Below are 23,739 nucleotides of genomic sequence, written 5' to 3'. Positions count from 1 at the left end.
CATGGAACAGACCGGTTCAAGCGCGGTATCGGCGTCGCATCGCGTGCAGTCGTTCGCGCAGGCCGACACGCTCGTCGAGGTGTGGGGCGACACGGTCGCCACGAAGCACCTGGCGTGGTCGGTCCTGCTCGGCATCGCGATCAGCCTCGGCGCCTTCGAGGCCGGCCGGCTCGCGCTCGCGTCGTTCGTGCGCGACGCGGCCATCGCGCGGGCGTACGCGATGCTGATCGGCCTCGGCGGCTGCCTGCTGGCCGGCGCGCTGTGCGCGTGGCTGTTCAAGCCGAAGCGCACGGTGATCGAGCACGCGGCCGGCGGCCCCGAGCGCGACGAAGCGCTCCGGCAGCTCGCCGACGCATCGGGCGGGCTCGGCTCGGTGAGCGACCTGTCGCCGAGCGCACGCGCCGAGATGGAAGAGCTCGGTCTGCTCGACCTGTTCGCTTCGTACGAAGCGTCGAGCGCGCGGGCGCGCACCGGAGGCCGCTGATGGATGCACTCCTGCATGCGTTGCCGGCCGCGCTGGCGATGGGGCTGCTCGGCGCGATCGTGTTCTCGGGCATCGGCCTGATCTCCGGCACCGACGAAACGACGACGATCGCGCCGCTCACGTTGCTCGTCGCGCTGCTCGGCGTGCCGCCGGCCGGCGTGTTTACTTTCTTCCTCGCGGGCGCGGTGGCCAAGCACATCACGCATGCGATCCCGACCGCGCTGCTCGGCATTCCCGGCGACACGATGGCCGCGCCGCTATTGCAGCAGGCGACGCTGCTGCGCGCGCTCGGCGTGCCGCACATCGCGCTGCGCAAGATGATCTCCGGCGCGATCGTCGCCGCGTTCGTCGCGCTGCCGCTCGCGGTGCTGTTCGCGTCGCTGCTCGCACCGTTCGGCACGGTGATCGCCAAAGCCGCGCCATGGGTGTTTCTCGCGGCCGCCGTCGGTATCGCGTACTGCTCGGCAGGACGCTGGGCGTCGGTGCTGCTGCTCGTGCCGTTCGTGATGCTGGTGGTCGGGCTGCAGGCGCTGACCGGCCGTTACGGCGTGAAGCTGAGCGTCAGCTATTTCCTCGGGATCGCGATCGGGCCGCTGGTTGCCGACCTGTTCTCGATCCTGTCGCCGGCCGAGCGGCGGCGCATGCGCCGCGACGGGCCGTCGACGTTCGTGCTCGCGCCGGACGTGAAGGGCTGGCGCGGCTACTTCCCGAATCCGCTGAAGGTGCTCGACCGCGAGCAGGTGGGCTGGACGGTCGGGACGGCCGCCGTGTCGAGCGCGACCTTCGTGTTCAGCCCGGTCGCGATGACGGTGCTGATGGGCGAGATCGTCGGCGCGCGGGTGCGTCACGCGTATCAGCGCCTGACGACCGTGATCGCCGCGCGCAACGGCGTGACCGAGGCGACCTACATCGCCGAGGCGATGATTCCGCTGATCGCGTTCGGGCTGCCGCTGAGCCCGGTCGCGGCCGGCCCGGCCGCGCCGCTGTTCAATGCGCCGCCGCGCTTCACGGTCGATGCGGCGAGCGGGCAGATCCACAACCTGCATACGCTGATGAGCTGGCCCGAGTTCCTCGGCTACGGGCTGCTGTCGATCCTGCTGGCCGCGCTGGTCGCGTATCCGCTCGCGATGCATCACGCGCATCGTGCGGCGTCGTTCGTCGCGCGCAAGCTGAGCCACGAGGCGATCATCGCGACCTTCGCGGGGCTGATCGTCGTGATCGGCGTGTGGGAAGGGCAACTGCCGGGGCTCGCGGTGATCGTCACGGTCGGTCTGTTCGGCGGGATGCTGTCACGCCTGTTCGCGTTCAACACAGGCGTCCAGTTCATGGGGTACTACGTCGCCGTGCTCAGCGTGCCGGCGATCGTCAAGCTGCTCTGACGCTTCGGCGCACGGGGCCGCGTGTGCCGCGCGGCCGCCGAAACACGCCGTTTCGCGTGCGATTTTGAATCGCAGTGTGTCGTCCCCGAACACAGATACGTTGGGATACAAAGCATCCGGAGGGTTCGGATATAAAGCCGGTGAAGCGATTCACACGGCGGCGCGGTGCCATGCGCCGCCGGCGTGAACGGCGATACCGGAGCGCCCGCACGTGCCGCGGGCCCCTTCCTTAGCGATCGACAATGGAGAACGAGTCATGCCTGATACCGTGAACACCCGCCGCCGCCTGATCCTGGGTACGACGCTCGCCAGCCTGAGCCTCGCCGACCTCGGGTTCGGCTCGCTGGCGCAAGCGCAGCCGGCGCCCGATGCGTCGACGGCGAAGGGCGCGGCCGGCGCGGCGTCGCTGGGCAGGATCCACCAGATCGACGCGGGCGTGCTCAACGTCGGGTATGCGGACCTCGGGCCGAAGAACGGCCCCGTCGTGTTCCTGCTGCACGGCTGGCCGTACGACATCTACAGCTACGCGGAAGTCGCGCCGCTGCTGACGGCGGCCGGCTATCGCGTGATCGTGCCGTACCTGCGCGGTTACGGGTCGACGACGTTCCGCTCGGCCGACACGGTGCGTAACGGCCAGCAGGCGGTGACAGCCGTCGACATCGTCGCGCTGATGGACGCGCTGAAGATCGACAGTGCGGTGTTCGGCGGCTACGACTGGGGTGCGCGCACGGCCGACGTCATCGCGGCGCTGTGGCCGCAGCGCGTGAAGGCGCTGGTGTCGGTGAGCGGCTACCTGATCGGCAGCCAGCAGGCGAACAGCAAGCCGCTGCCGCCGAAGGCCGAGCTTCAGTGGTGGTATCAGTTCTACTTCTCGACCGAGCGCGGCGCGCTCGGCTACGCGGAAAATCGCGATGCGTTCAACAAGCTGATCTGGCAGCTCGCGTCGCCGAAGTGGCAGTTCTCCGACGAGACCTTTGCGCGCAGCGCCGCATCGTTCCAGAACCCCGACCACGTGGCCGTCGTGATCCACAACTATCGCTGGCGTCTCGGTCTCGCGCAGGGCGAAGCGAAATACGACGACATCGAGCGGCGGCTTGCGGCGGGCCCGGCCATCACCGTGCCGACGATCACGATGGAAGGCGATGCGAACGGCGCGCCGCACCCGCAACCGGCCGCGTATGCGAAGAAGTTCACCGGCAAGTACCAGCACCGCACGATCACCGGCGGCATCGGCCACAACCTGCCGCAGGAAGCGCCGCAGGCGTTCGCCGATGCGATCCAGCAAGTGGAGCATCTGTGATGCGGGCGAATACTGTCGTTGTACGGCGCAGCGCGCGCCATGTGCTCGTCGCGGCCGTGCTGCTGGCCGGCGCGTTGTCGGCGAGCGGTCCGGCCGCGTTCGCGGAGCAGCCGAAACCGGCCGCGTCGCCGATCTACGGCGTGACGATCCCGCCCGGCTACCGGAAGTGGGAAATGGTCGCGCCGGCCGAGGAGGCGGCGCCGCTGGACGAATTGCGCGTGGTGCTCGGCAACCCCGTCGCGATCCGCGCGCTGGAAAAGTCGACGCTGCCGTTTCCGGACGGCACGATCCTCGTGAAGCTCGCGTACAAGCGCAAGCAGTCGGACGAGTTCCCGCCGGCGACGGTGCCGGGACAGGCGACGACCGTGCAGGTGATGGTCAAGGATTCGCGTCGCTACGCGTCGACGGGCGGCTGGGGCTTCGGGCGTTTCATCAACGGCGTGCCGGCCGATATCGGTCAGCACCAGACTTGCTTTGCGTGTCACCAGGCGCGCGTGAAGAATCACGACTTCGTGTTCACGCGGCTGGCGCCTTGACTTGACTTGACGGGATCGGCCTGACGGAAAGGCGTGCCGCGCGAGGCACGCCTTTTTTCGTAGTGCGCGGGTGACGGGCAACGGAGCGGCGCGCGGGGTTGTATCGCACTGTATCTGCGGCCGCTCCTGAAAAACTGGCACGCAGAAAGCCCCGGTTTCGGAAACATGCCGGATACGTGAGCGGGTTCTACTGTCGACATGCAGGAAACGTTCGATGCCAGACATCTGGATCGGATACCGAACGATCGAAAGACCCACTTCCTTCAAGGAGAACACACATGAAAGCCGCTCGAATCCTCGCCGTTGCCGTCCTCGCCGCCATCCCCGCATTGTCGTTCGCCGACACCGGCCACGGCCTCACGCGCGCCGAAGTGCGCGCCGACCTCGTCCGGCTCGAGAAGGCCGGCTACCGCCCGGCGAGCAGCGAAGCCAATTACCCGGACGATATCGCTGCCGCGGAGAACGCCGTCGCCGCTGCGCAGCAGGTCGCGCGTTCCGACCAGAACGGCCCGTCGAAGTCGCAGGGCGACAACGTCGCCGCCGCGTCGACGCCGGCCGCCCGCTACGCCGTGGCCGACACGCACGCTGCACGGAACGCAGGAAACACACGAAAGGCACGCACGGACGCCGACGATCTGTACGCGCATTCGTGATCCGTTGCCGCGCCTGCCGCGCGCAGGCGCGGCCGTATCAGAAACACCTCACATGAACAACACGATGGAAAGGAGCATGACGATGGTCGGTTTGACGAAACGGGTTCTGGTGTCCGCGGCGGTGCTCGGCGGGCTGTTCGGTGCGGTAGCGGCGCAGGCGGCGCCGAAGGAGGACCTGAAGGGGACGAACGTCGTGCTGGTGCACGGTGCGTTCGCCGACGGGTCGAGCTGGAATCGCGTGATTCCGCTACTCGAGGCGCGCGGCCTGCATGTCGTGTCGGTGCAGAACCCGCTGAGCTCGCTCGCGGACGACGCAGCCGCGACCAAGCGCGCGATCGACGAGCAGAAGGGGCCCGTCGTGCTGGTAGGCCATTCGTGGGCCGGTGTCGTGATCAGCGATGCGGGCAACGACGACAAGGTGAAGTCGCTCGTCTACGTCGCCGCCTTCGCGCCGGACAACGGCCAGTCGATCGCCGACGTCACGCAGGGGCTGCCGGCGCCGGCGTGGGCCGGCGAGCTGCGCAAGGACGCGGGCGGCTTCGCGACGCTGTCGGACAAGGCGATCGCGCAGGATTTCGCGCCGGACCTGCCGCCCGCGCAGCAGCGCGTCGTCGCGGCGACGCAAGGGCCGTGGTACGGTGGCTGCATTTCGGAGAAGGTCACGCAGGCGGCGTGGCATGCGAAGCCGTCGTCGTTCGTCGTCGCGACGCAGGACCGGATGATCGATCCGAAGCTGCAGGAGGCGATGGCGAAGCGGATCGGCGCGACGGTCACGCACGTGAACGGCAGCCACGTCGCGATGCTGAGCCAGCCGAAGGCCGTGGCCGACGCGATCATCGCGGCCGCGGAACGGGCGAAGCAGGATGCGCAGTGAGTGATGCGGCGCCGCGATGCGGGTGACGCGCGGCGCCGTCGGTGATTGTGATGTCCTTTCACGAGGAGATGTCATGACGCAGCAACTCTGGCAACTGTCGGCGACCGAAATCGCGAAGCGGGTGCGGCAACGTGAAGTGTCCGCGCGGGAAGTGGCGGACGCGGCCCTGGCCCGCCTCGAAGCGGTGAACCCGGCGATCAACGCGGTGGTCGAGCATCGCCCCGACGACGTGCGGCGGCAGGCCGACGAAATCGATCGCACGATCGCGCGCGGCGACGATCCGGGCCCGCTCGCCGGCGTGCCCGTGACCGTGAAGATCAACGTCGACGTCGCGGAATTCGCGACGACCAACGGCACGCGGCTGCAGGAACACCTGATCGCGCGCGCCGACAGCCCGTCGGTCTCGAACCTGAGAAAGGCCGGCGCGGTGCTGCTCGGCCGCAGCAATTCGCCGACGTTCGCCTTGCGCTGGTTCACGTCGAATCGCGTGCACGGCCATACGGTCAATCCGCGCCATCGGTCGCTGACGCCGGGCGGCTCGAGCGGCGGCGCGGCGGCTGCCGTGGCCGCCGGGATCGGCCCGATCGCGGTCGGCACCGACATCGGCGGCTCGGTGCGTTACCCGGCCTATGCGTGCGGTGTGCACGGGATCCGCCCGTCGCTCGGACGCGTGCCGGCGTTCAACGCGTCGTCGCCCGAGCGTGCGATCGGCGCGCAACTGATGTCGACGACGGGGCCGATCGCACGCACGATCGACGATCTCGCGCTGGCGCTGCGTGCGCTCGCCGCGCCGGACCCGCGCGATCCGTGGCACGTGCCGGTGCCGATCGAAGGCCGGGCGGTGCCGAAGCGTGCGGCGCTGTGCGTGCGTCCGGGCGGCCTGCAGGTCGTGCCCGAAGTCGAGGCCGCGTTGCGCGATGCCGCGCGCCGGCTCGTCGACGCGGGCTGGACCGTCGATGAAATCGACGATACGCCGCCGATGCGCGAGGCTGCACTGTTGCAGGAGCAGCTCTGGCTTGGCGACGGATTCGACGCATTGGCGAACGCGGTCGCGAGCGACGGCGATCCGGGCGCGGCCGCGGTGATCGCCGCCGTGCGCGGCAAGGTGCGCGATCTGCCGGCCGACGTGATCAGCCGCGCGCTCGTGCGGCGCACGACGCTGACGCGGCAGTGGCGGCTCTTTCTCGATGAATACGCGGTGTTGCTGCTGCCCGTGTCGTCGGAACTGCCGTTTCCTGATGATCTCGATCGGCAGGGACCGGGAGGGTTCGAGCGGGTATGGGAAGCGCAGCTCACGCTGCGTGCGCTGCCGGCGATGGGGTTGCCGGGGCTCGCGGTGACGACGGGGCTCGTCGATAACGTGCCGGTAGGCGTGCAGGTGGTCGCCGCGCATCATCGCGAGGATCTGTGTTTGCTGGCCGGGCGCGATATCGAGGCGCGTGGCGTGCCGATCGCGGCGGTCGATCCTGTCGTTTGATGCGGTGACGGGCGTGGTGTGTCGGCGATGCACCGCGCCCGTCGGTTGTTGTTCATCGAATCGCCGAATCGCCGAATCATCGCTTCATCAAAGCGCGCGTCATCCCGCCCGGCGCACGATTCCGCTTCGGATTCCATCACGACGTGCAGCGCGTCGCGTCCCGCACCGTTGCTGACTTCGCAGCCGCCAATCCTTTCAACAACCTTCGATGCATGACATCGAACGGCCGTCGTTCCACATCCCCCGCACGAACCCGCACCAATAGCGCGCCTCTGCTATTGCAATTCACGCGCCGCTGATTTGGAAATGAATTTTTATTGGTTCTGCTTCCCCGACCGTGCTCGCATAGTGGGGCTGACGGCTATAGACAGCACGCAAGCTGCACCGGCCGCATTCCCGGCGTTGTTGATCATACGAATCTGCGAGAACAAGGAAGCGTGATGACGTTTGCATTGGAAGAACGAACCGACGCCCGGCAGGCGCTCGAAGACGCCCGCGCGGCGGCCGTATCGGCGGGTACGCCCTACGCGGGCGGCGTGGCACCGGAAGCCGCATGGGCATTGGTTTCGGCGGGCGACGCATTGCTGGTCGACGTGCGCACCGCGGAAGAACGGAAATTCGTCGGGCACGTGCCGGCGTCGCTGCACGTGGCGTGGGCGACCGGCACGAGCCTGACGCGCAACCCGCGCTTCGTGCGCGAACTCGAAGCGAAGACCGGCAAGGACGCGGTCGTGCTGCTGCTCTGCCGCAGCGGCAACCGTTCCGCGCAGGCGGCTGAAGCCGCGACCAAGGGTGGCTTCACGCAGGTATTCAACGTACTCGAAGGGTTCGAGGGCGAACTCGACGAACAGCAGCACCGCGGCGGCTGCAACGGCTGGCGCCATCGCGGCCTGCCGTGGGCGCAGGACTGAGTCACGGCCGTTACGGGGAGAAGTCAGCATGGCCGCATTCGATATCGACGACATCGTTCAGTCGCTCCAGACCGTGCGCCGCGCATGGCGCGAGAAACAGCGGCGCTCGCTCGAACCGGGCGGGCGCGACCTGCCGGCGCGCGAGGCGCTCGCACAGATCATCGGCGCGCTGAAAGGCGTGCTGTTCCCGATGCGGCTCGGGCCGCCCGACCTGCGGCAGGAGAGCGAGAACTTCCATGTGGCCCACGCGCTCGACGCGGCGCTGAACGCGCTGCTCGCGCAGGTGACGCTCGAGCTGCGCTACGCGGCGCGGCAACGCAACGCCGACGCGCGGATCGACGAAGCCGCGTCGACCGCCGTGCAGGCGTTCGCCGCACGCCTGCCCGACATTCGCCGGCTGCTCGACAGCGACGTGCTGGCCGCGTTCCATGGCGATCCGGCAGCCGGCAGCGTCGACGAAGTGCTGCTGTGCTATCCCGGCATCCTCGCGATGATCCACCACCGGCTCGCGCACGAGCTGTACCGGCTCGGGTTGCCGCTGCTCGCGCGGATCGTCGCGGAGCAGGCGCACGCGGAAACCGGGATCGACATTCATCCGGGCGCGCGCATCGGCGGCGGCTTCTTCATCGACCATGGCACGGGTGTCGTGATCGGCGAGACCGCGATCATCGGCGAGCGCGTGCGCGTGTACCAGGCCGTCACGCTCGGCGCGAAGCGCTTCCCGCGCGATGCGGCCGGCCATCTGGAGAAGGGGCTCGCACGCCATCCGATCGTCGAGGACGACGTCGTGATCTATGCAGGCGCAACGATCCTCGGCCGCGTGACGATCGGCCGCGGCGCGGTGATCGGCGGCAACGTATGGCTCACGCAGGACGTGCCGGCCGGCGCGAACGTCACGCAGGCCGTGTTGCGCAGCGAAGCGAATGCCGCGCCGAGCACGCGGGTCGAGCCGGCCGAGCCGGTGCCCGACGCACAGGTGGCGACGTGAGCGACCTGATCCAGCACTTCGGCGCCAACGTGCGCAAGCTGCGCGAAGCGCGTACGTGGTCGCAGGAGCAGCTCGCGGAACACGCGGGGTTGAACCGCTCGTACGTCGGCGAGATCGAGCGCGGCGAGGCGATCGCGTCGATCGTCACCGCCGACAAGATCGCGCGCGCGTTCGACGTGTCGATCTCGACGCTGTTGCCCGGCGTGTCCGTCGCCTGACGTATCCCGCTTCTTTTCCCGTTCGGTTGTGCCGCGTGACGGCTATAGCATGTTGAGCCGGCAGGTGCGTGCTTCCGATAATCACCCCGCGTCATAAGCAATCCCGTTTTTCATCTTAAGAATCCGGAGCCACACATGTCGACCGTTGCAAGCGGCACGGCCGCGCTGAGCGATCACGCCGCCCGCCAACTAGCGAATGCTACCAAGACCGTCCCGCAGCTTTCCACGATTACGCCGCGCTGGCTGACCCATCTGCTGCAGTGGGTGCCGGTCGAGGCCGGCATCTATCGCCTGAACCAGGTGAAGAACCCGGAAGCCGTGCGTGCCGCCTGCACGCAGCTCGAGGACGAAAGCGTGCTGCCGCGGACCTTCGTGCCGTACGAGGAACAGCCGCGCGAGTATTTCCTGAACGCGGTGAGCACGGTGCTCGACGTGCATACGCGGATCTCCGATCTCTACAGCAGTCCTCATGACCAGATCAAGGAACAGCTGCGCCTGACGATCGAGACGATCAAGGAGCTGCAGGAAAGCCAGCTGATCAACAACCCGGACTACGGGCTGCTCGCGAACGTGGCCGACGAACAGCGGATCTTTCCGCTGACCGGTGCGCCGACGCCCGACGATCTCGACGAGCTGCTGACCAAGGTGTGGAAGGAGCCGGCGTTCTTCCTCGCGCACCCGCTCGCGATCGCCGCATTCGGCCGCGAATGCACGCGGCGCGGCGTGCCGCCGCCGACGGTCAGCCTGTTCGGCTCGCAGTTCCTCACGTGGCGCGGCATTCCGCTGATCCCGTCGGACAAGGTGCCCGTCGCGGACGGCAAGACCAAGATCCTGCTGCTGCGTGTCGGCGACAAGCGCCAGGGTGTCGTCGGGCTCTATCAGCCGGGCGTCGCGGGCGAGCAGGGGCCGGGTCTGTCGGTGCGCTTCATGGGGATCAACGACCAGGCGATCGCGTCGTACCTGATCTCGCTGTACTGCTCGCTCGCGGTCCACTCGCCGGATGCGCTGGCTGTCCTCGATGATGTCGAAATCGCCAAGTACCATGACTATCCCGACACCTACCGTTAATCCCGCCTCGACCGGCAGCGACGCGCTCGCGTTGCCGCACGCACCGCTGCCGGCCGGCCTGCCCGATCCGGCGGCGCTTGCGCGGCTCGCGTCCGAGTTCTTCGCGACGCCGCCCGGGCAGGCCACCGCGCCCGGGCTGTCGGCGGGTAGCGGGGCGGTCGGCGGCGTGCCGTCGGCGTTGCCGGCGGCGGCACCGATTCTCGCGTCGGTGAGCAATCCGGCGCCGGCCGGCTCGCCGCTCGCGGGGCCCGGCGGCACGGGCACCGGCGTGCCGGGGCTTGCATTGCCGCAAGGCAAGGCGCCCGGCGCGAACCTCGCGCCGTCCGCGCCGACGCACGTGCTGTCGCTGGGCAACCGCGTGCCGGCGCTCGCGCCGCATGCGGCCGCGCAGAACGGGCTGCCCGACAATGCGGTGTCGATCGCGCCCGCGTTCGAGCCGCGCGTCGGCGGTGCGGCACTCGGCGTGCCGCAGGCGAATGCGGCGGTGTCGGAGAGCGCGGTGAAGGCCGCGCCGGCCGCGTCGCCGTATTACTTCACCGACGGCTCGCTGCAGGGCTGGCAGGCGACGCCGCAGGACATCGTCGTGCCGTCGAACGGCTTCGCATCGCCGGAAGCGTTCGGGCTGCCGGGCGACGACGCGCTCCGCGAGTTGCTCGCCGTGCATCGCGACGTGCCGGTGTCGCGTGCATCGAGCGCGGACGTGCCGCGTTACTTCATCGACGATGCGAAGGCAGCCGAGCCGCAGGGCACCCTGCATCGCGGCGCGCACCCGCCGTTCGACGTGAATGCGATCCGCCGCGACTTCCCGATCCTGCAGGAGCGCGTGAACGGCAAGCAGCTCGTCTGGTTCGACAACGCGGCGACCACGCACAAGCCGCAGGCCGTGATCGACCGTCTCGCCTATTTCTATGCGCACGAGAACTCCAACATCCACCGCGCCGCGCATGCGCTGGCGGGCCGCGCGACGGATGCGTACGAGCATGCGCGCGACACCGTGCGGCGCTTCATCGGCGCGTCTTCGCCGGAGGAGATCGTGTTCGTGCGCGGCACCACCGAGGCGATCAACCTGATCGCGAAGACGTGGGGCGTGCAGAACGTCGGCGAAGGCGACGAGATCGTCGTGTCGCATCTCGAGCATCACGCGAACATCGTGCCGTGGCAGCAGCTTGCCGCGCTCAAGGGCGCGACGCTGCGCGTGATTCCGGTCGACGATTCGGGGCAGGTGCTGCTCGACGAATACCGGAAGCTGCTCAACGATCGCACGAAGATCGTGTCCGTCACGCAGGTGTCGAATGCGCTCGGCACGGTCGTGCCGGTGAAGGAGATCGTCGAGTTGGCGCATCGCGCGGGCGCGAAGGCGCTCGTCGACGGCGCGCAGTCGATCTCGCACCTGCGCGTCGACGTGCAGGCGCTCGATGCGGATTTCTTCGTGTTCTCCGGGCACAAGATCTACGGGCCGACCGGGATCGGCGTCGTGTACGGCAAGCGCGCGATCCTCGACGACATGCCGCCCTGGCAGGGCGGCGGCAACATGATCGCGGACGTGACGTTCGAGCGCACGGTGTTCCAGCCGCCGCCGAACCGCTTCGAGGCCGGCACCGGCAACATCGCGGATGCGGTGGGGCTGGGCGCGGCGCTCGATTACGTGAGCCGGGTCGGCATCGAGAACATCGCGCGCTACGAACACGATCTGCTCGCGTATGCGACGAGCGTGCTCGCGCCGGTGCCGGGCGTGCGGCTCGTCGGCACCGCGCGCGACAAGGCGAGCGTGCTGTCGTTCGTGCTGAAGGGCTATGAGACGGAGGAAGTCGGGCAGGCGCTGAACGAGGAGGGCATCGCGGTGCGCTCCGGGCATCACTGCGCGCAGCCGATCCTGCGGCGCTTCGGGCTCGAAGCGACGGTGCGGCCGTCGCTGGCGTTCTACAACACGTGCGATGAAGTCGACGCGCTGGTGAGTGTCGTGAGAAGGCTGGCGGCGCGGCGCTGATGCTCGCAGCCTAACGCAAGGCCGCTTGCGGCCCCCGGAAACGGGGTGTCGCAAGCGGCCTTTTTTGTCGATGCCGGAGCGGACGTGATGTGAATCAACGCCCGGCCAGCATCCTTCCGCCGAGCCCCATCAGCAGCAATCCGGCCGTCGTATCGAGCACGGCCTTGCGTCGAATCAGCAACCGGCGCACCGACGGGTGCGACGCGAGCAGCGCCATCGCGCAGTACCACGCGCCCGAAATCCCGATCGACAGCGCGACGACCGTGAGATCGAACCAGGCCGGTGCGTGGGCCGGCACCATCAGCGCGAAGATACTGCCGTAGAACGCGACGGCTTTCGGGTTCGTCATGCTGACCACATAACCTTTCTTCGCGGCGTGCCAGCCGGACGACGCGGCCGGTGCGGCAACGTGCAGCGGCTTGCGCGCGGTCAGCACCATTTTCAGGCCGAGCCAGATCAGGTAGGTGGCGCCCGCCAGCCGCAGCGCGGTGTGCACCCAGGCGACATGGGTCACGAGCAGGCCGAGTCCGGCAATCGCGATCGCGGCCCAGGTGCCCGATGCAGCGGCGAGGCCGAGCCCGGTCATCACGCCGGCGCGGCGCTGCGCGACCGCGGTCGACGTGACGATCACGAAGTTCGGGCCGGGGCTGGCCACGCTGAGCAGCAGGACGCCGGCGAGCGGCAGCAGGGCGGTGAGGGTGGTCGACATGGCGGTGGGCGGCGAAGCGGGAGGGGCTTTCATCTTACCCGAGCGCGACGCGCCGGACGCGGCACGGCCGCGACCGCGACCGCGATTGTTGACGATGCTGGAAAGGTCCAATCCGGAAGCGGCAATAGGTGCCGCGCATATGGCCGATTATTCTCCCGGTCGCAGTACCGGCATCCGCCGGCGAATGCTGTCGGACTGCTTACAAAATCAATCGCTCAGGGAGGCTTTTCATGACACGCATCGCCGTCGCCGGTGGTATCGGCGCCGTTCTCGCCATGGCAGCATCGTCCGCGTGCGCGCAGAGCGCCGTCACGTTGTATGGCCTCGTCGATACGGCGCTCCGTTATCAGACGAACGCCGGTCCCGACGGCAAGGACCTGGTCGGGATGACGGTCGGCCCGGAAACGCACAGCCGCTGGGGCTTGCGCGGCAGCGAGGCGCTCGGCGGCGGGCTGTCGGCGGTCTTCCGTCTCGAGAACGGTTTCGAGCTCGGCGACGGCAAGCTGCACGTCGCGAACACGCTGTTCAGCCGGCAGGCATACGTCGGCCTGTCGAGCGACCGGTACGGCACGCTGACGTTCGGCAATCAGTACGCGCCGCTGTACGACACGATGGGCGACGTATTCGACCCGATGACCGTCGGCGACTACTGGCAGGACAGCTGGGCGTACAACGGCATCGGCAACTACCTGACCGTGCCGAACTCCGTGAAATACAAGTTCTCGTACAACGGATTCAGCGTCGATGCGATCTACGGGTTCGGCAATCATGCCGGCGCGATGGGCCTCGACAGCACGTACGGCGTGGAGCTGACCTACGCGCGAGGGCCCGCATCGATCGACGCCGGCTTCCAGCAGACCTCGGTATCGTCCGTGAACGGCAGTGCGCGCAACGGCGCGAAGGTGAACTTCCTGCACGTGAGCGGTGCGTATCAGGTCACGCCGTCCGTGCGCCTGCTGGCCGGCTGGTTGCACGGGCAGGACAAGACGGGCACGACGGACTTCAACATGCAGCAGGCCGGCGCGCCGGTGCTGGGCGGCGGCAGCCCGAACCGGATCGACGATACGTTCTACGTCGGCGCGAACTGGCAGGCCACCGCGCCGTTGCTGATCACGGTGGCCGGCTATTACGGCCACGCGCGCAACGCGCAGCGGCTCGACGGCACGCTCGGCTCCGGGATCAACTATTCGGCGACCGTACTGGCCGAATACGCGCTGTCGAAGCACACCGAGGTATACGGCACGGTCGATTTCGCACGCGGCAACGGGGCGTTCGCGGCCGACTATCCGGGTGTGACCAACCCGCTCACGGGCAAGGTCGACCAGATCGGCAGGACCAACAACGTCGGGGCCGCGATCGGCCTGCGCCAGATGTTCTGACGGCGGCTCGCGCGCCGACCGCGAACAACAGACGCGTGGCGGCCGCTGCCGCCACGCGTCGTGGGTAAGGCATGCAGCCGCCCGGCTCGGGCGGCCACCTCGACCGGCGTCAGAAATCGAACCCCGGCCCGCCCGCGCCCGGGCCGCCCGGCACCGCGGCCGGCGCCGCATCCTTCGGCGCCTCGAACACGGTCGCATCGGTCGTCAGCAGCAGCCCCGCGACCGACGCCGCGTTCTGCAGCGCGGTGCGCGTAACCTTGGTCGGATCGAGCACGCCCGATTCGACGAGGTCGCCGTATTCGCCCGTTTGCGCGTTGTAGCCGAAGTTGCCCGCACCTTCCGCGACCTTCGCGACGACCACGCTCGCTTCCTCGCCCGCATTCGTGACGATCTGGCGCAGCGGTTCCTCGAGCGCGCGCAGCACGATCTTGATGCCCGCGTGCTGGTCGGCATTCGCGCCCTCGAGTTCGCGAATTGCCTGCCGCACGCGGATCAGCGCGACGCCGCCGCCCGGCACGATGCCTTCCTCGACGGCCGCGCGCGTCGCGTGCAGCGCGTCGTCGACGCGGTCCTTCTTCTCCTTCACCTCGATCTCGGTCGCGCCGCCGACCTTGATCACCGCGACGCCGCCCGCAAGCTTGGCCACGCGCTCCTGCAGCTTCTCACGATCGTAGTCGGAGGTGGCCTCTTCGATCTGCACGCGGATCTGCTTCACGCGCGCCTCGATGTTCTTCGCGTCGCCCGCGCCGTCGATCACGGTCGTGTTTTCCTTGCCGACCTCGATGCGCTTCGCCTGGCCCAGTTCTGCCAGCGTCGCCTTCTCGAGCGTGAGGCCCGTTTCCTCGGCGACGACTTGCCCGCCGGTCAGGATCGCGATGTCTTCCAGCAGTGCCTTGCGGCGATCGCCGAAGCCCGGCGCCTTCACCGCGACCGTCTTCAGGATGCCGCGAATGTTGTTCACGACCAGTGTCGCGAGCGCTTCGCCCTCGACGTCCTCCGCGATGATCAGGAGCGGCCGGCCCGATTTCGCGACCTGTTCGAGCACCGGCAGCAGGTCGCGGATGTTCGAGATCTTCTTGTCGTGCAGCAGGATGTACGGGTTCTCGATCTCGGCGATCTGCTTGTCGGGGTTGTTGATGAAGTACGGCGACAGGTAGCCGCGATCGAACTGCAGCCCTTCGACGACGTCGAGCTCGTCGGCGAGCGACTTGCCGTCCTCGACGGTGATCACGCCTTCCTTGCCGACACGGTCGATCGCCTCGGCGATGCGCTGGCCGATCGACTCCTCGCCGTTCGCGGAGATCGTCGCGACCTGCGCGATTTCCTTGCTGGTGGTGGTCGGCTTGCTGATCTTCTTCAGCTCGTCCACGGCCGCTGCCACGGCCTTGTCGATCCCGCGCTTCAGGTCGAGCGGATTGAGCCCGGCCGCGACGTATTTCTGGCCTTCGCGCACGATCGCCTGAGCGAGCACGGTGGCCGTCGTCGTGCCGTCGCCGGCGGCATCGCTGGTGCGCGATGCGACTTCCTTCACGAGCTGCGCGCCGATGTTCTGCAGCTTGTCCGCGAGTTCGATTTCCTTCGCGACCGACACGCCGTCCTTGGTGACGACGGGCGCGCCGAAGCTGCGTTCGAGCACGACGTTGCGGCCCTTCGGCCCGAGCGTGACCTTTACCGCGTTCGCGAGAATGTTGACGCCTTCGGTCAGCTTCGCACGCGCGACGTCGCTGAAAATGATTTCCTTCGATGCCATGATTGCACTCCGTTATTGATTGACGACCGCGACGATGTCTTCCTCGCGCAGCACGAGGAATTCGTTGCCGTCCACCTTGACGGCCTGGCCTGCGTACTTGCCGAACAGCACGCGTTCGCCGATCTGCAGGTCGGGCACGATGCGCTGGCCGTCCGCGTCCTTGCGGCCGGGGCCGACGGCGATCACTTCGCCCTGGTCGGGCTTTTCGGCGGCGCTGTCGGGGATCACGATGCCCGAGGCGGTGGTGGTTTCCTGGTCGAGTCGCTTCACGATGACCCGGTCGTGCAAGGGGCGTAGGCTCATCTGTCCGTCCTGTTCTGTTGCGTCGAAATTGGTTGGCACTCGTCATTAGAGCGTGCTGACGAGTATAAAAACGGGCGGCTGCGCGATCCAATAACGGATTCGGAAAAGCATTCGCGTGGATGCGCTATGGATGGGCGGTGCAGGCGAGCGTCGTCGCAAAGCCGGAGCGCATGATTTCGACATCGCACGCTCCGCTCGTCGCGATCTCGTTGCTGCTCGCGATGGTGCGATACGGCGGGGTGTTGCGCGTGCCGCCGCTGTTTTTCGCGATTTGGCCGGCTGATCCGTATCGGGTGATGCGCTGTTGAATGATCGCCGCGCGGCGTGCCGGTTGACCGCGCGCGCCGCATATTCCCCCTCCCCGTTAGCATGTGACGAATCCGACTTTGGGCGCCGCGCGGGCGACGCTAAGATCGCCGCTCCCGTAGATCGAGCGTTCACAACAATGAAAAAGTCCGCCGCGCCGTTGCATGCTTTCCGTTTTCGTGTGGTCTGCGCCGCGATCGCCGGCGCGCTGTCGCTTGCGTCGTGCGGCGGCGTCGACAGCGATCCGCCGCCGCAGGCCAATGCGACGCCCGCGGCCAAGCGCCCGAACATCCTGTACATCATGGCCGACGATCTCGGCTATTCCGACATCCATGCATTCGGCGGCGAGATCAACACGCCGAACCTCGACGCGCTCGTCGCGTCGGGCCGCATCCTGTCGAACCACCACACCGGCACCGTATGCGCGATCACGCGCGCGATGCTGATCTCGGGCACCGATCACCATCTGATAGGCGAAGGCACGATGGGCGTGCCGACCGACGAGCGGCGCGGCCTGCCCGGCTACGAGGGCTACCTGAACGATCGCGCGCTGTCGTTCGCGCAACTGCTGAAGGACGCCGGCTATCACACGTACATCGCGGGCAAGTGGCACATCGGCTCGGGGATCGCCGGCAGCACGACGGGCAGCGGACAGACGCCGGACCAGTGGGGCTTCGAGCGCAGCTACGTGCTGCTCGGCGGCGCGGCGACGAACCACTTCGCACACGAGCCGGCCGGCTCGTCGAACTACACGGAAGACGGCAGCTACGTGCAGCCGGGCCAGCCCGGCCAACCGGGCGGCGCGGGCGGCAGTCCGGCCGTGTTCTATTCGACGGACTTCTATACGCAGAAGCTGATCTCGTACATCGATTCGAACAAGCAGGACGGCAAGCCGTTCTTCGCGTACGCGGCGTACACGTCGCCGCACTGGCCGCTGCAGGTGCCGGACCCGTGGCTGCACAAGTACGCGGGCGTGTACGACGCCGGCTACGACGCGATCCGCAACGCGCGGATCGCACGGCAGAAGGCGCTCGGCCTGATTCCCGCCGATTTCAGGCCGTTCGACGGCCTGCCCGAAACGACGTCGGCGTCGCCCGCGACGGCGAACAACGGCACCGCGAACGCGAAGTACATCAGCGCCGTGCATTCGGCGGCCGACGGCTACAGCGACTATGGCACCGGCAAGGTCGACAAGCTGTGGGCGAGCCTGAGCCCGGCCGAGCGCAAGGCACAGGCGCGCTACATGGAGATCTACGCGGGGATGGTCGAGAACCTCGACTACAACATCGGCCTGCTGATCCAGCACCTGAAGGACATCGGCGAATACGACAACACGTTCATCATGTTCCAGTCGGACAACGGCGCGGAAGGCTGGCCGATCGACTCGGGCGCGGACCCGACGGCGACCGACACCGCGAACGGACAGGAGCCGATCTACGCGACGCTCGGCACCGACAACGGCAAGCAGAACGCGCAGCGGCTGCAATACGGGCTGCGCTGGGCCGAAGTGAGCGCGACGCCGTTCCGCCTGACCAAGGGCTATGCAGCCGAAGGCGGCGTGTCGACGCCGACGATCGTGCGCCTGGCCGGCCAGACGCGACAGTTGCCGACGCTGCGCGCGTTCACGCACGTGACCGACAACACGGCGACGTTCCTCGCGGTCGCGGGCGTCACGCCGCCGTCGCAGCCGGCACCGCCGCTCGTGAACACGCTGACGGGCGTCGACCAGAACAAGGGCAAGGTCGTCTACAACAACCGCTACGTGTATCCGGTGACGGGCCAGTCGCTGCTGCCGGTGCTGACCGGTTCGGCGACGGGCGAGGTGCATACGGCGCCGTTCGGCGACGAAGCGTATGGCCGCGCGTACCTGCGCAGCGCCGACGGTCGCTGGAAGGCGTTGTGGACCGAGCCGCCGCTCGGGCCGCTCGACGGTCACTGGCAGCTGTACGACCTCGCGGCGGACCGCGGCGAGACGACCGACGTGTCCGCCCGGAACCCGTCGGTGATCAGCACGCTGGTCGACCAGTGGAAGGCCTACATGAGCAACGTCGGCGGCGTCGAGCCGCTGCGTCCGCGCGGCTACTACTGAGGACGGCACGATGCGGTTCCGCTTCTGGACGCTCGGCGCCGCGCTCGCGGCCACGCTGTTCGCGGCCGCGTTCGCGGCCGGCTATGCGAGCCCGTCGACGTCGCCGGCCGGTGCCTTCGACGACGCGAATCGCGGCCGCCCGCTCGCGCCGCTCGGCTCGGAGCGGCAGTGCGAGCGCTATTCGGGGCTGCCCGCGAAGTGGCGTGACGATCCGAAGGCCGGGATGGTGCACCTGAGCGGCGGCGCGTTCGTGTTCGGCAGCACGCGCGGCTACGCGGACGAGCGGCCGGCCGGCGGCGGCAGGGCGCGCGTCGGCGGGTTCTGGATCGATCAGACCGACGTGACGATCGCGCAGTTCGCCGCATTCGTGCAGGCGACCGGCTATGTGACCGAGGCGGAGCAGCAGGGCGGCGCGGCCGTGTTTCATGTGCCGACGCGCGACGAGTTGAATGCGCGCGACCTCGCGTGGTGGAGCTGGGTGAAGGGCGCATCGTGGCGGCAGCCGCGCGGCCCCGGCAGTAGCGTCGACGGGCTCGGCAACCTGCCGGTCACGCTCGTCACGCAGCGCGACGCGCTCGCGTATGCGCGCTGGCTCGGCCGCGATCTGCCGACCGAAGCCGAATGGGAATACGCGGGCAAGGCCGGCCGCGACGACGCGTCGCTCGACGCGGCGCCGCGCGACGCACGGGGCAAGCCGGCCGCGAACTACTGGCAGGGCGCGTTCCCGGTGCTCGATACGGCCGAGGACGGTCATGCGGGCCTGGCGCCGGTCGGCTGCTACGCGGCGAACGGCTTCCGCCTGTACGACATGATCGGCAACGCATGGGAATGGACGAAGGACGCGTACACGGGCCCGCATCAGTCGCACACGAACGGCGACACGGCGGCCGTCGCACCGCCGACGCGCCGGCACGATACGCCGATGGTGATCAAGGGCGGCTCGTTCCTGTGCTCGCGCGATTACTGCGTGCGTTACCGCGCATCGTCGCGCGAACAGCAGGAAGCCGACCTCGGCGCGTCGCATATCGGGTTCCGCACGATCCTGAGGGACGCGTCTTGAAGCCGTTGCTACCTTGCATTGCCGCGGCGCTGATCGTTGCGTGCGGCCTCGCGCATCCGGCTCGGGCCGTTGCCGCCGACGCCGCCGCGCCGGCGATACGCGTCGGCGTGACGCGCGGCGTGCATGCGGACATCCTCGACGAGGTGAAACGTGTCGCCGCCGCGCGCGGGCTGGGTGTCGACGTCGTCGAATTCGACGATGCGTCGCGCATCGATACCGCGCTCGTGGACGGCAGGATCGACGCGGCGAGCTTCGAGGACGCGCAGCGACTTGCCGCGACGCGCGCGGCGAAAGGTTATGCACTGGCCGCCGTCGCGCCGACCGTCACGCTGCCGATGGCGCTCTATTCGCGCAAGCTCGGGAGCCTGAACGCACTGCAGCCCGGCGCGACGGTCGCGATCCCGGCCGATCCGCGCGGGATGGCACGCGCGCTCGTGCTGCTGCAGAACGACACGCTGGTGACGCTGCGCGAAAAGGCCGGCCTGCATGCGACGCTGCGCGACGTGACGGGCAACCGGCTCGGGCTGAAATTCGTCGCGCTGCGCCGCGATCGGTTGCATGCGGCGCTCGACTCGGCGGCGTTCGTCGCGATCGACAGCGAGGACGCCGCGCGCGCGGGGCTTCAGCCGGCGCGCGACAGCATCAATCTCGAGGACGCGCGCTCGCCGTATGCGAACGTGTTGACCGTGCGCGACGCCGATCGCGCGAAGCCGTGGGTCGCGCGCCTCGTCGCCGCGTATCACTCGGACGACGTCGCGCATTTCATCCTGACGCGCTACCAGGACTCGGTGCGGCGGCCGTGGTAGACGACTACCGCCTCGCGTGCAATGCGTGCGGACGCTGCTGCAACAGCGCGCCGACGCTGTCGTTGCGCGAACTGTTCCGGCATCGACATACCTTCGTCGGCGCGCTGACGATCCATCGCGTGCCGAAGCGGCGGATCGGCGAACGATCGCGCACGGGCGGACGCGAGCATGTGTTCGACGCCGCCGACGTCGCCGCCTCCGATGCGCTCGCGAACACGCTGTTCCATCGCGCGAGCGGCACTGGCGACGAATGGATCGCACTGACGCTGCACGGCTACGACTATCCGTCGCTCGGCCGTTGCCCCGCGCTGGCCGGCGACGGACGCTGCAGCGTGCATGCGGACAAGCCGTCGATCTGCGGCGCGGTGCCGCTCGATCCGATGCTGCCGGACCGGTTGCAGTCCCGTGTGCTGGCCGGGCGGCGCGACGAGACAGCGTGGCTGGGTGCGAACTGCATCGTCGATGCGGGAGACGAAACGGTCTCGGTCGATGCATCGTTGACGATCCCGCTGATGAAGGCCGGACAGGTCGCGGACCGCGCGGCGCTCGACGCGTTTCGCGATGCGCTCGCGTTCGAGCGCGCGGTGTGGCGCGACGCCGTGTTCGCGTCGCTGATCGACGGTGGACCGCAAGTGCGCGAGGTGTTGTCGCGGCTTGCACCCGGCGGCTACCTGACGATGTCGATCGTGCCGGTGCTGCTGGCCGTCGCATCGGTCTCCGCGCATTGCCGCGCACGGTGCATCGACTTCATCGACGCGCAGCGCGCGTTGATCGATGCGCGCGTCGAAGCGGCGCTCGCGCGCCGGCGTCTCGACGACCGGCCGGCGACGCGCGAATTGCGCGGCTTCGCAGAGGCACTCGAACGTGCGCGGCACGTACTCGCCGCGATGCCGACCGCAACGGCAGCTGCGGCGGGCACCCGCTCCGATGCACCGCGCATCGACGCATGGCTCGGCGATCGGCACGATGCCATCAATCTCACCGCATGACGCCGGCGGCCCGCCACGCGTGCCTTACACTTGGCGCTCTTTCAACCGTCTCCGATGGAGCGCGCATGTACGCATCGACCTTCATTTTCCGCGCCGGGCAATACGACGACGCGTTTCACCGGCTCGACCGCCAGATCGCGGGCATGGCGCGCGCGACGCCCGGCTACCTCGGTGAGGAGACGTGGGAGAACGCCGAGGCGGGGCTGATCCAGAACGTCTACTACTGGGAATCGGAGGCGGCGCTGCAACAGCTGATGCAGCATCCCGCGCATCTGGAAGCGAAGGAGAAGCAGGCGCGCTGGCTCGACGGTTATCGCGTGGTGATCTCGCAGGTGCTGCGCGAGTATGGCGACGGCAAGCTCGCGCAGCCGCATGCGGGGCAGCCGGCGTAAGCCGATTGCCGAAAGGGCGCTTCAGGCGCCGTGCGTGAGCCGCTCAGCATCCCGCACCGCATCAAAGCGCCTCGACCAGCAACCGGTTGCTCTTCTCGCAGTACTCATGACACGCGGCACGCGCCGCAATCGACGCGCCGTGCACGAACTTCGGCGCGTCCGCCCGCCGCGACATCGACACGACGATCGACGGCGGCGACGGCTGCAGCGGCAGCTCGACGACCTCGCCGCTCGCGATCAGCGCATCGACGAACAGCACCGGAATCGCGGCGACGCCGAAGCCGTCGCGCACGAGCTGCACGATCACCGAGATCGACGGCGAGCCGGTGATGCGCGTCTCGGACAGCGGCACGCCGTGTGCATGCGCGAGCGTGCGCACGATGTCCTCGAGCGCGCGGTGCGGCGCGGTGCCTCGCCCGTAGGTCAGGATCGGCTGGCGCAGCACCTGCCGCGCGAGGCCCGTGCGCGTGGTCGGCAGCAGCCCCGCACGCGCGATCCAGCGCACCGGATAGTTCGCGAGCGCATCACAGACGACCGACGCCTCGTCGCTGCCTTCCACCCGAATGATCAGGTCGAGCTCGCCGGCCATCAGCCGGCGCTGCAGCACGACGCTGACGTCGACGGTCAGGTCGATCTCCAGTTGCGGATAGTCGGCGGCGAGGCGGCGCAGGTAATGCGGCAGCCAGCTGTGCACGACCGTCTCGATCACGCCGAGCCGCAGCTTGCCGCGCAGCGCGCTTTCGCCGGCCGCGGCGGCCTGCAGCTCGTGCGTCGCCTCGACGACGGCCTTCGCATAGCCGAGCAGGTACTCGCCGTTCGGCGTGAGCCGGAACTCGCGGCTGTCGCGATCGACGAGCACGGTCTGCAATTCGTCCTCGAGCGCCTTCAGGCGCTGCGAGATCGCGGCCGGTGTCGCGTGCAGCGCGGCGGCCGTCGTGCGGAAGTTGCGCAGCTTCGCGAGCGTGACGAAGGTTTCGAGAAAACGCGTGTTCATGGGCGGCGGGCGGACGGTGGACGCGCAGCATGCCGGTGAAGAAAATTGAACGGGACCGGGGAAAACCCGAAGATCCGTTAAGAAATTCTATACGCCGGACGCAAAAAAACTCGTTGGCGACAACATTTTTTCTTTTCTATTCTTCGCCGTATCCGCTGACGCAATCGCGTCATCCCGACGACATACCGATCTGCCAACGACCACCATGACGCCTTCCGAATTCCGCCAGTCCGTACGCAACGGCGCGTTCCGCAGCCCGACCGCCGGCCAGTGCGGCCCGTTCGCGCAAGCGAATCTCGCGATCCTGCCGAGCGCGTTCGCGCACGATTTCCTGCGCTTCTGCCAGGCGAACCCGAAGGCGTGCCCGCTGCTGGGCGTCGGCGAACCGGGCGCGTTCCGGCTCGACGTGCTCGGCGAGGATCTCGACATCCGCACCGACGTGCCGAGCTACAACGTGTATCGCGACGGGCGCCTGACCGAGCGGGTCGAATCGCTCGAGGCGCTGTGGCGCGACGATTTCGTCGTGTTCGCGATCGGCTGCTCGTTCTCGTTCGAGGACATGCTGGCGCGTGAAGGGATCGGGCTGCGCCACATCGAGGAGGGTCGCAACGTGCCGATGTACCGCACGTCGATCCCGAATCGCCGCGCGGGGATCTTCGGCGGCCAGCTGGTCGTGTCGATGCGGCCGCTGCGCGGCGCCGACGCGATCCGCGCGGTGCAGATCACGAGCCGGTTCCCGGGCGTGCACGGCGCGCCGGTCCATATCGGCCATCCGCGGGAGCTGGGCATCGCCGATCTCGGCGCGCCCGATTTCGGCGACGCGGTGACCGTGCGCGACGGCGAGCTGCCGGTGTTCTGGGCGTGCGGCGTGACGCCGCAAACCGCGCTGATGGAAGCGAAGCTGCCGCTCGCGATCGCGCATACGCCCGGCTACATGCTGATGACCGACATCACGAACGCGTCGCTGGCCGTGTTCTGACCCGCTCGACGCCGGCGGCCCGCGCGGCCGCCGGTCCGGCTCCGTCGCGGCGGCGTGCCGCGACCGCAGACGATCCGCCCGGCCGGAGGGCGGCGTGCAGCCACGGCC

Annotated in this window: 24 protein-coding genes; 20 read left to right on the top strand and 4 right to left on the bottom strand. The window is 68.5% G+C overall.

The genetic code is table 11. The features are described from left to right. The first annotated feature begins 1 nt into the window (after nt 1). From DIE21_RS20460 to DIE21_RS20400, 12 genes are all read left to right on the top strand, one after another. Entirely contained in the window at nt 2–484 is a 483-nt protein-coding gene (locus DIE21_RS20460) for a hypothetical protein (protein ID WP_124499426.1), read from the top strand. Then, nucleotides 484–1,863 carry a tripartite tricarboxylate transporter permease gene (locus tag DIE21_RS20455; RefSeq protein WP_124499425.1) on the top strand — a complete coding sequence of 460 codons (1,380 nt, stop codon included), beginning with the start codon at nt 484–486 and terminating at the stop codon, nt 1,861–1,863. The genes DIE21_RS20460 and DIE21_RS20455 overlap by 1 nt, the downstream gene beginning before the upstream one ends. 256 nt (nt 1,864–2,119) lie before the next feature. Further along, the gene (locus DIE21_RS20445) at nt 2,120–3,163 is read left to right on the top strand and encodes an alpha/beta fold hydrolase (RefSeq protein ID WP_124499423.1); all 1,044 of its coding nucleotides are present in this window, start codon (nt 2,120–2,122) and stop codon (nt 3,161–3,163) included. Beyond that, on the top strand, nt 3,163–3,699 hold the full coding sequence (locus tag DIE21_RS20440; protein ID WP_124499422.1) for a cytochrome P460 family protein: 537 nt from the start codon (nt 3,163–3,165) through the stop codon (nt 3,697–3,699). The genes DIE21_RS20445 and DIE21_RS20440 overlap by 1 nt, the downstream gene beginning before the upstream one ends. Nucleotides 3,700–3,977: 278 nt before the next feature. Beyond that, nucleotides 3,978–4,352 carry a DUF4148 domain-containing protein gene (locus DIE21_RS20435; RefSeq protein ID WP_124499421.1) on the top strand — a complete coding sequence of 125 codons (375 nt, stop codon included), beginning with the start codon at nt 3,978–3,980 and terminating at the stop codon, nt 4,350–4,352. 82 nt (nt 4,353–4,434) lie between these two features. Next, complete coding sequence (locus DIE21_RS20430) at nt 4,435–5,226, top strand: alpha/beta fold hydrolase (protein WP_124499490.1); 792 nt, start codon at nt 4,435–4,437, stop codon at nt 5,224–5,226. 73 nt (nt 5,227–5,299) lie between these two features. Further along, nucleotides 5,300–6,703: an amidase family protein gene (locus DIE21_RS20425; RefSeq protein WP_124499420.1), complete on the top strand. Its 1,404-nt coding sequence runs from the start codon at nt 5,300–5,302 to the stop codon at nt 6,701–6,703. A 440-nt stretch (nt 6,704–7,143) separates the two neighbouring features. After that, nucleotides 7,144–7,614 carry a rhodanese-like domain-containing protein gene (locus DIE21_RS20420; RefSeq protein WP_124499419.1) on the top strand — a complete coding sequence of 157 codons (471 nt, stop codon included), beginning with the start codon at nt 7,144–7,146 and terminating at the stop codon, nt 7,612–7,614. Nucleotides 7,615–7,642: 28 nt separating this feature from the next. Next, on the top strand, nt 7,643–8,602 hold the full coding sequence (epsC, locus tag DIE21_RS20415) for a serine O-acetyltransferase EpsC (protein ID WP_124499418.1): 960 nt from the start codon (nt 7,643–7,645) through the stop codon (nt 8,600–8,602). Then, on the top strand, nt 8,599–8,820 hold the full coding sequence (locus DIE21_RS20410) for a helix-turn-helix domain-containing protein (protein ID WP_044849007.1): 222 nt from the start codon (nt 8,599–8,601) through the stop codon (nt 8,818–8,820). Before epsC ends, DIE21_RS20410 begins: the two co-directional genes overlap by 4 nt. Nucleotides 8,821–8,955: 135 nt before the next feature. Then, the gene (locus tag DIE21_RS20405; protein ID WP_124499417.1) at nt 8,956–9,888 is read left to right on the top strand and encodes a family 2A encapsulin nanocompartment shell protein; all 933 of its coding nucleotides are present in this window, start codon (nt 8,956–8,958) and stop codon (nt 9,886–9,888) included. After that, nucleotides 9,863–11,875, top strand: coding sequence for a family 2A encapsulin nanocompartment cargo protein cysteine desulfurase (locus DIE21_RS20400; protein ID WP_124499416.1), 2,013 nt, complete (start codon nt 9,863–9,865; stop codon nt 11,873–11,875). Before DIE21_RS20405 ends, DIE21_RS20400 begins: the two co-directional genes overlap by 26 nt. 94 nt (nt 11,876–11,969) lie before the next feature. On the opposite strand, the gene DIE21_RS20395 is transcribed toward DIE21_RS20400, so the two are convergent. Continuing rightward, nucleotides 11,970–12,584, bottom strand: coding sequence for a LysE family translocator (locus DIE21_RS20395; RefSeq protein ID WP_124499415.1), 615 nt, complete (start codon nt 12,582–12,584; stop codon nt 11,970–11,972). Nucleotides 12,585–12,814: 230 nt separating this feature from the next. Between DIE21_RS20395 and DIE21_RS20390 the strand changes: the two genes are divergently transcribed. Next, nucleotides 12,815–13,963 (top strand): porin, encoded by a 1,149-nt coding sequence (locus DIE21_RS20390; RefSeq protein ID WP_124499414.1) that lies wholly within the window; start codon nt 12,815–12,817, stop codon nt 13,961–13,963. Nucleotides 13,964–14,072: 109 nt separating this feature from the next. On the opposite strand, the gene groL is transcribed toward DIE21_RS20390, so the two are convergent. Together groL and DIE21_RS20380 are read right to left on the bottom strand one after the other, a co-directional pair. After that, a complete protein-coding gene (gene groL / locus DIE21_RS20385) occupies nt 14,073–15,713 on the bottom strand; it encodes a chaperonin GroEL (RefSeq protein ID WP_124499413.1) in 1,641 nt (546 codons plus the stop codon). Nucleotides 15,714–15,725: 12 nt separating this feature from the next. Further along, entirely contained in the window at nt 15,726–16,016 is a 291-nt protein-coding gene (locus tag DIE21_RS20380) for a co-chaperone GroES (protein WP_034188396.1), read from the bottom strand. A gap of 137 nt (nt 16,017–16,153) precedes the next feature. Between DIE21_RS20380 and DIE21_RS37305 the strand changes: the two genes are divergently transcribed. The 6 genes from DIE21_RS37305 (at nt 16,154) to DIE21_RS20355 (ending at nt 21,658) form a co-directional block, all read left to right on the top strand. Next, on the top strand, nt 16,154–16,324 hold the full coding sequence (locus tag DIE21_RS37305; RefSeq protein WP_185640524.1) for a hypothetical protein: 171 nt from the start codon (nt 16,154–16,156) through the stop codon (nt 16,322–16,324). Between the two features lie 137 nt (nt 16,325–16,461). After that, entirely contained in the window at nt 16,462–18,411 is a 1,950-nt protein-coding gene (locus DIE21_RS20375) for an arylsulfatase (RefSeq protein ID WP_124499412.1), read from the top strand. A 10-nt stretch (nt 18,412–18,421) separates the two neighbouring features. Continuing rightward, nucleotides 18,422–19,471, top strand: a complete 1,050-nt coding sequence (locus DIE21_RS20370) for an SUMF1/EgtB/PvdO family nonheme iron enzyme (protein WP_124499411.1) — start codon at nt 18,422–18,424, stop codon at nt 19,469–19,471. Between the two features lie 5 nt (nt 19,472–19,476). Then, nucleotides 19,477–20,277: a MetQ/NlpA family lipoprotein gene (locus tag DIE21_RS20365; protein WP_260426593.1), complete on the top strand. Its 801-nt coding sequence runs from the start codon at nt 19,477–19,479 to the stop codon at nt 20,275–20,277. Further along, nucleotides 20,271–21,266, top strand: coding sequence for a YkgJ family cysteine cluster protein (locus tag DIE21_RS20360; protein ID WP_124499409.1), 996 nt, complete (start codon nt 20,271–20,273; stop codon nt 21,264–21,266). The genes DIE21_RS20365 and DIE21_RS20360 overlap by 7 nt, the downstream gene beginning before the upstream one ends. 65 nt (nt 21,267–21,331) lie before the next feature. Next, entirely contained in the window at nt 21,332–21,658 is a 327-nt protein-coding gene (locus tag DIE21_RS20355; protein WP_124499408.1) for an antibiotic biosynthesis monooxygenase, read from the top strand. Between the two features lie 61 nt (nt 21,659–21,719). On the opposite strand, the gene DIE21_RS20350 is transcribed toward DIE21_RS20355, so the two are convergent. After that, a complete protein-coding gene (locus tag DIE21_RS20350; RefSeq protein ID WP_124499407.1) occupies nt 21,720–22,652 on the bottom strand; it encodes a LysR family transcriptional regulator in 933 nt (310 codons plus the stop codon). A 205-nt stretch (nt 22,653–22,857) separates the two neighbouring features. Here DIE21_RS20350 and DIE21_RS20340 point away from each other — a divergent pair, with 205 nt between their 5' ends. Then, nucleotides 22,858–23,631 carry a putative hydro-lyase gene (locus DIE21_RS20340; RefSeq protein WP_124499405.1) on the top strand — a complete coding sequence of 258 codons (774 nt, stop codon included), beginning with the start codon at nt 22,858–22,860 and terminating at the stop codon, nt 23,629–23,631. The last annotated feature ends 108 nt before the right edge of the window (nt 23,632–23,739 follow it).

This window comes from Burkholderia sp. Bp9140, from assembly GCF_003853425.1.
In the GTDB taxonomy this organism is placed as follows: Bacteria; Pseudomonadota; Gammaproteobacteria; order Burkholderiales; family Burkholderiaceae; genus Burkholderia.
The sequence above is the reverse complement of the archived record's forward strand: the minus strand, read 5'-3'. Positions and strand labels throughout refer to the sequence as shown.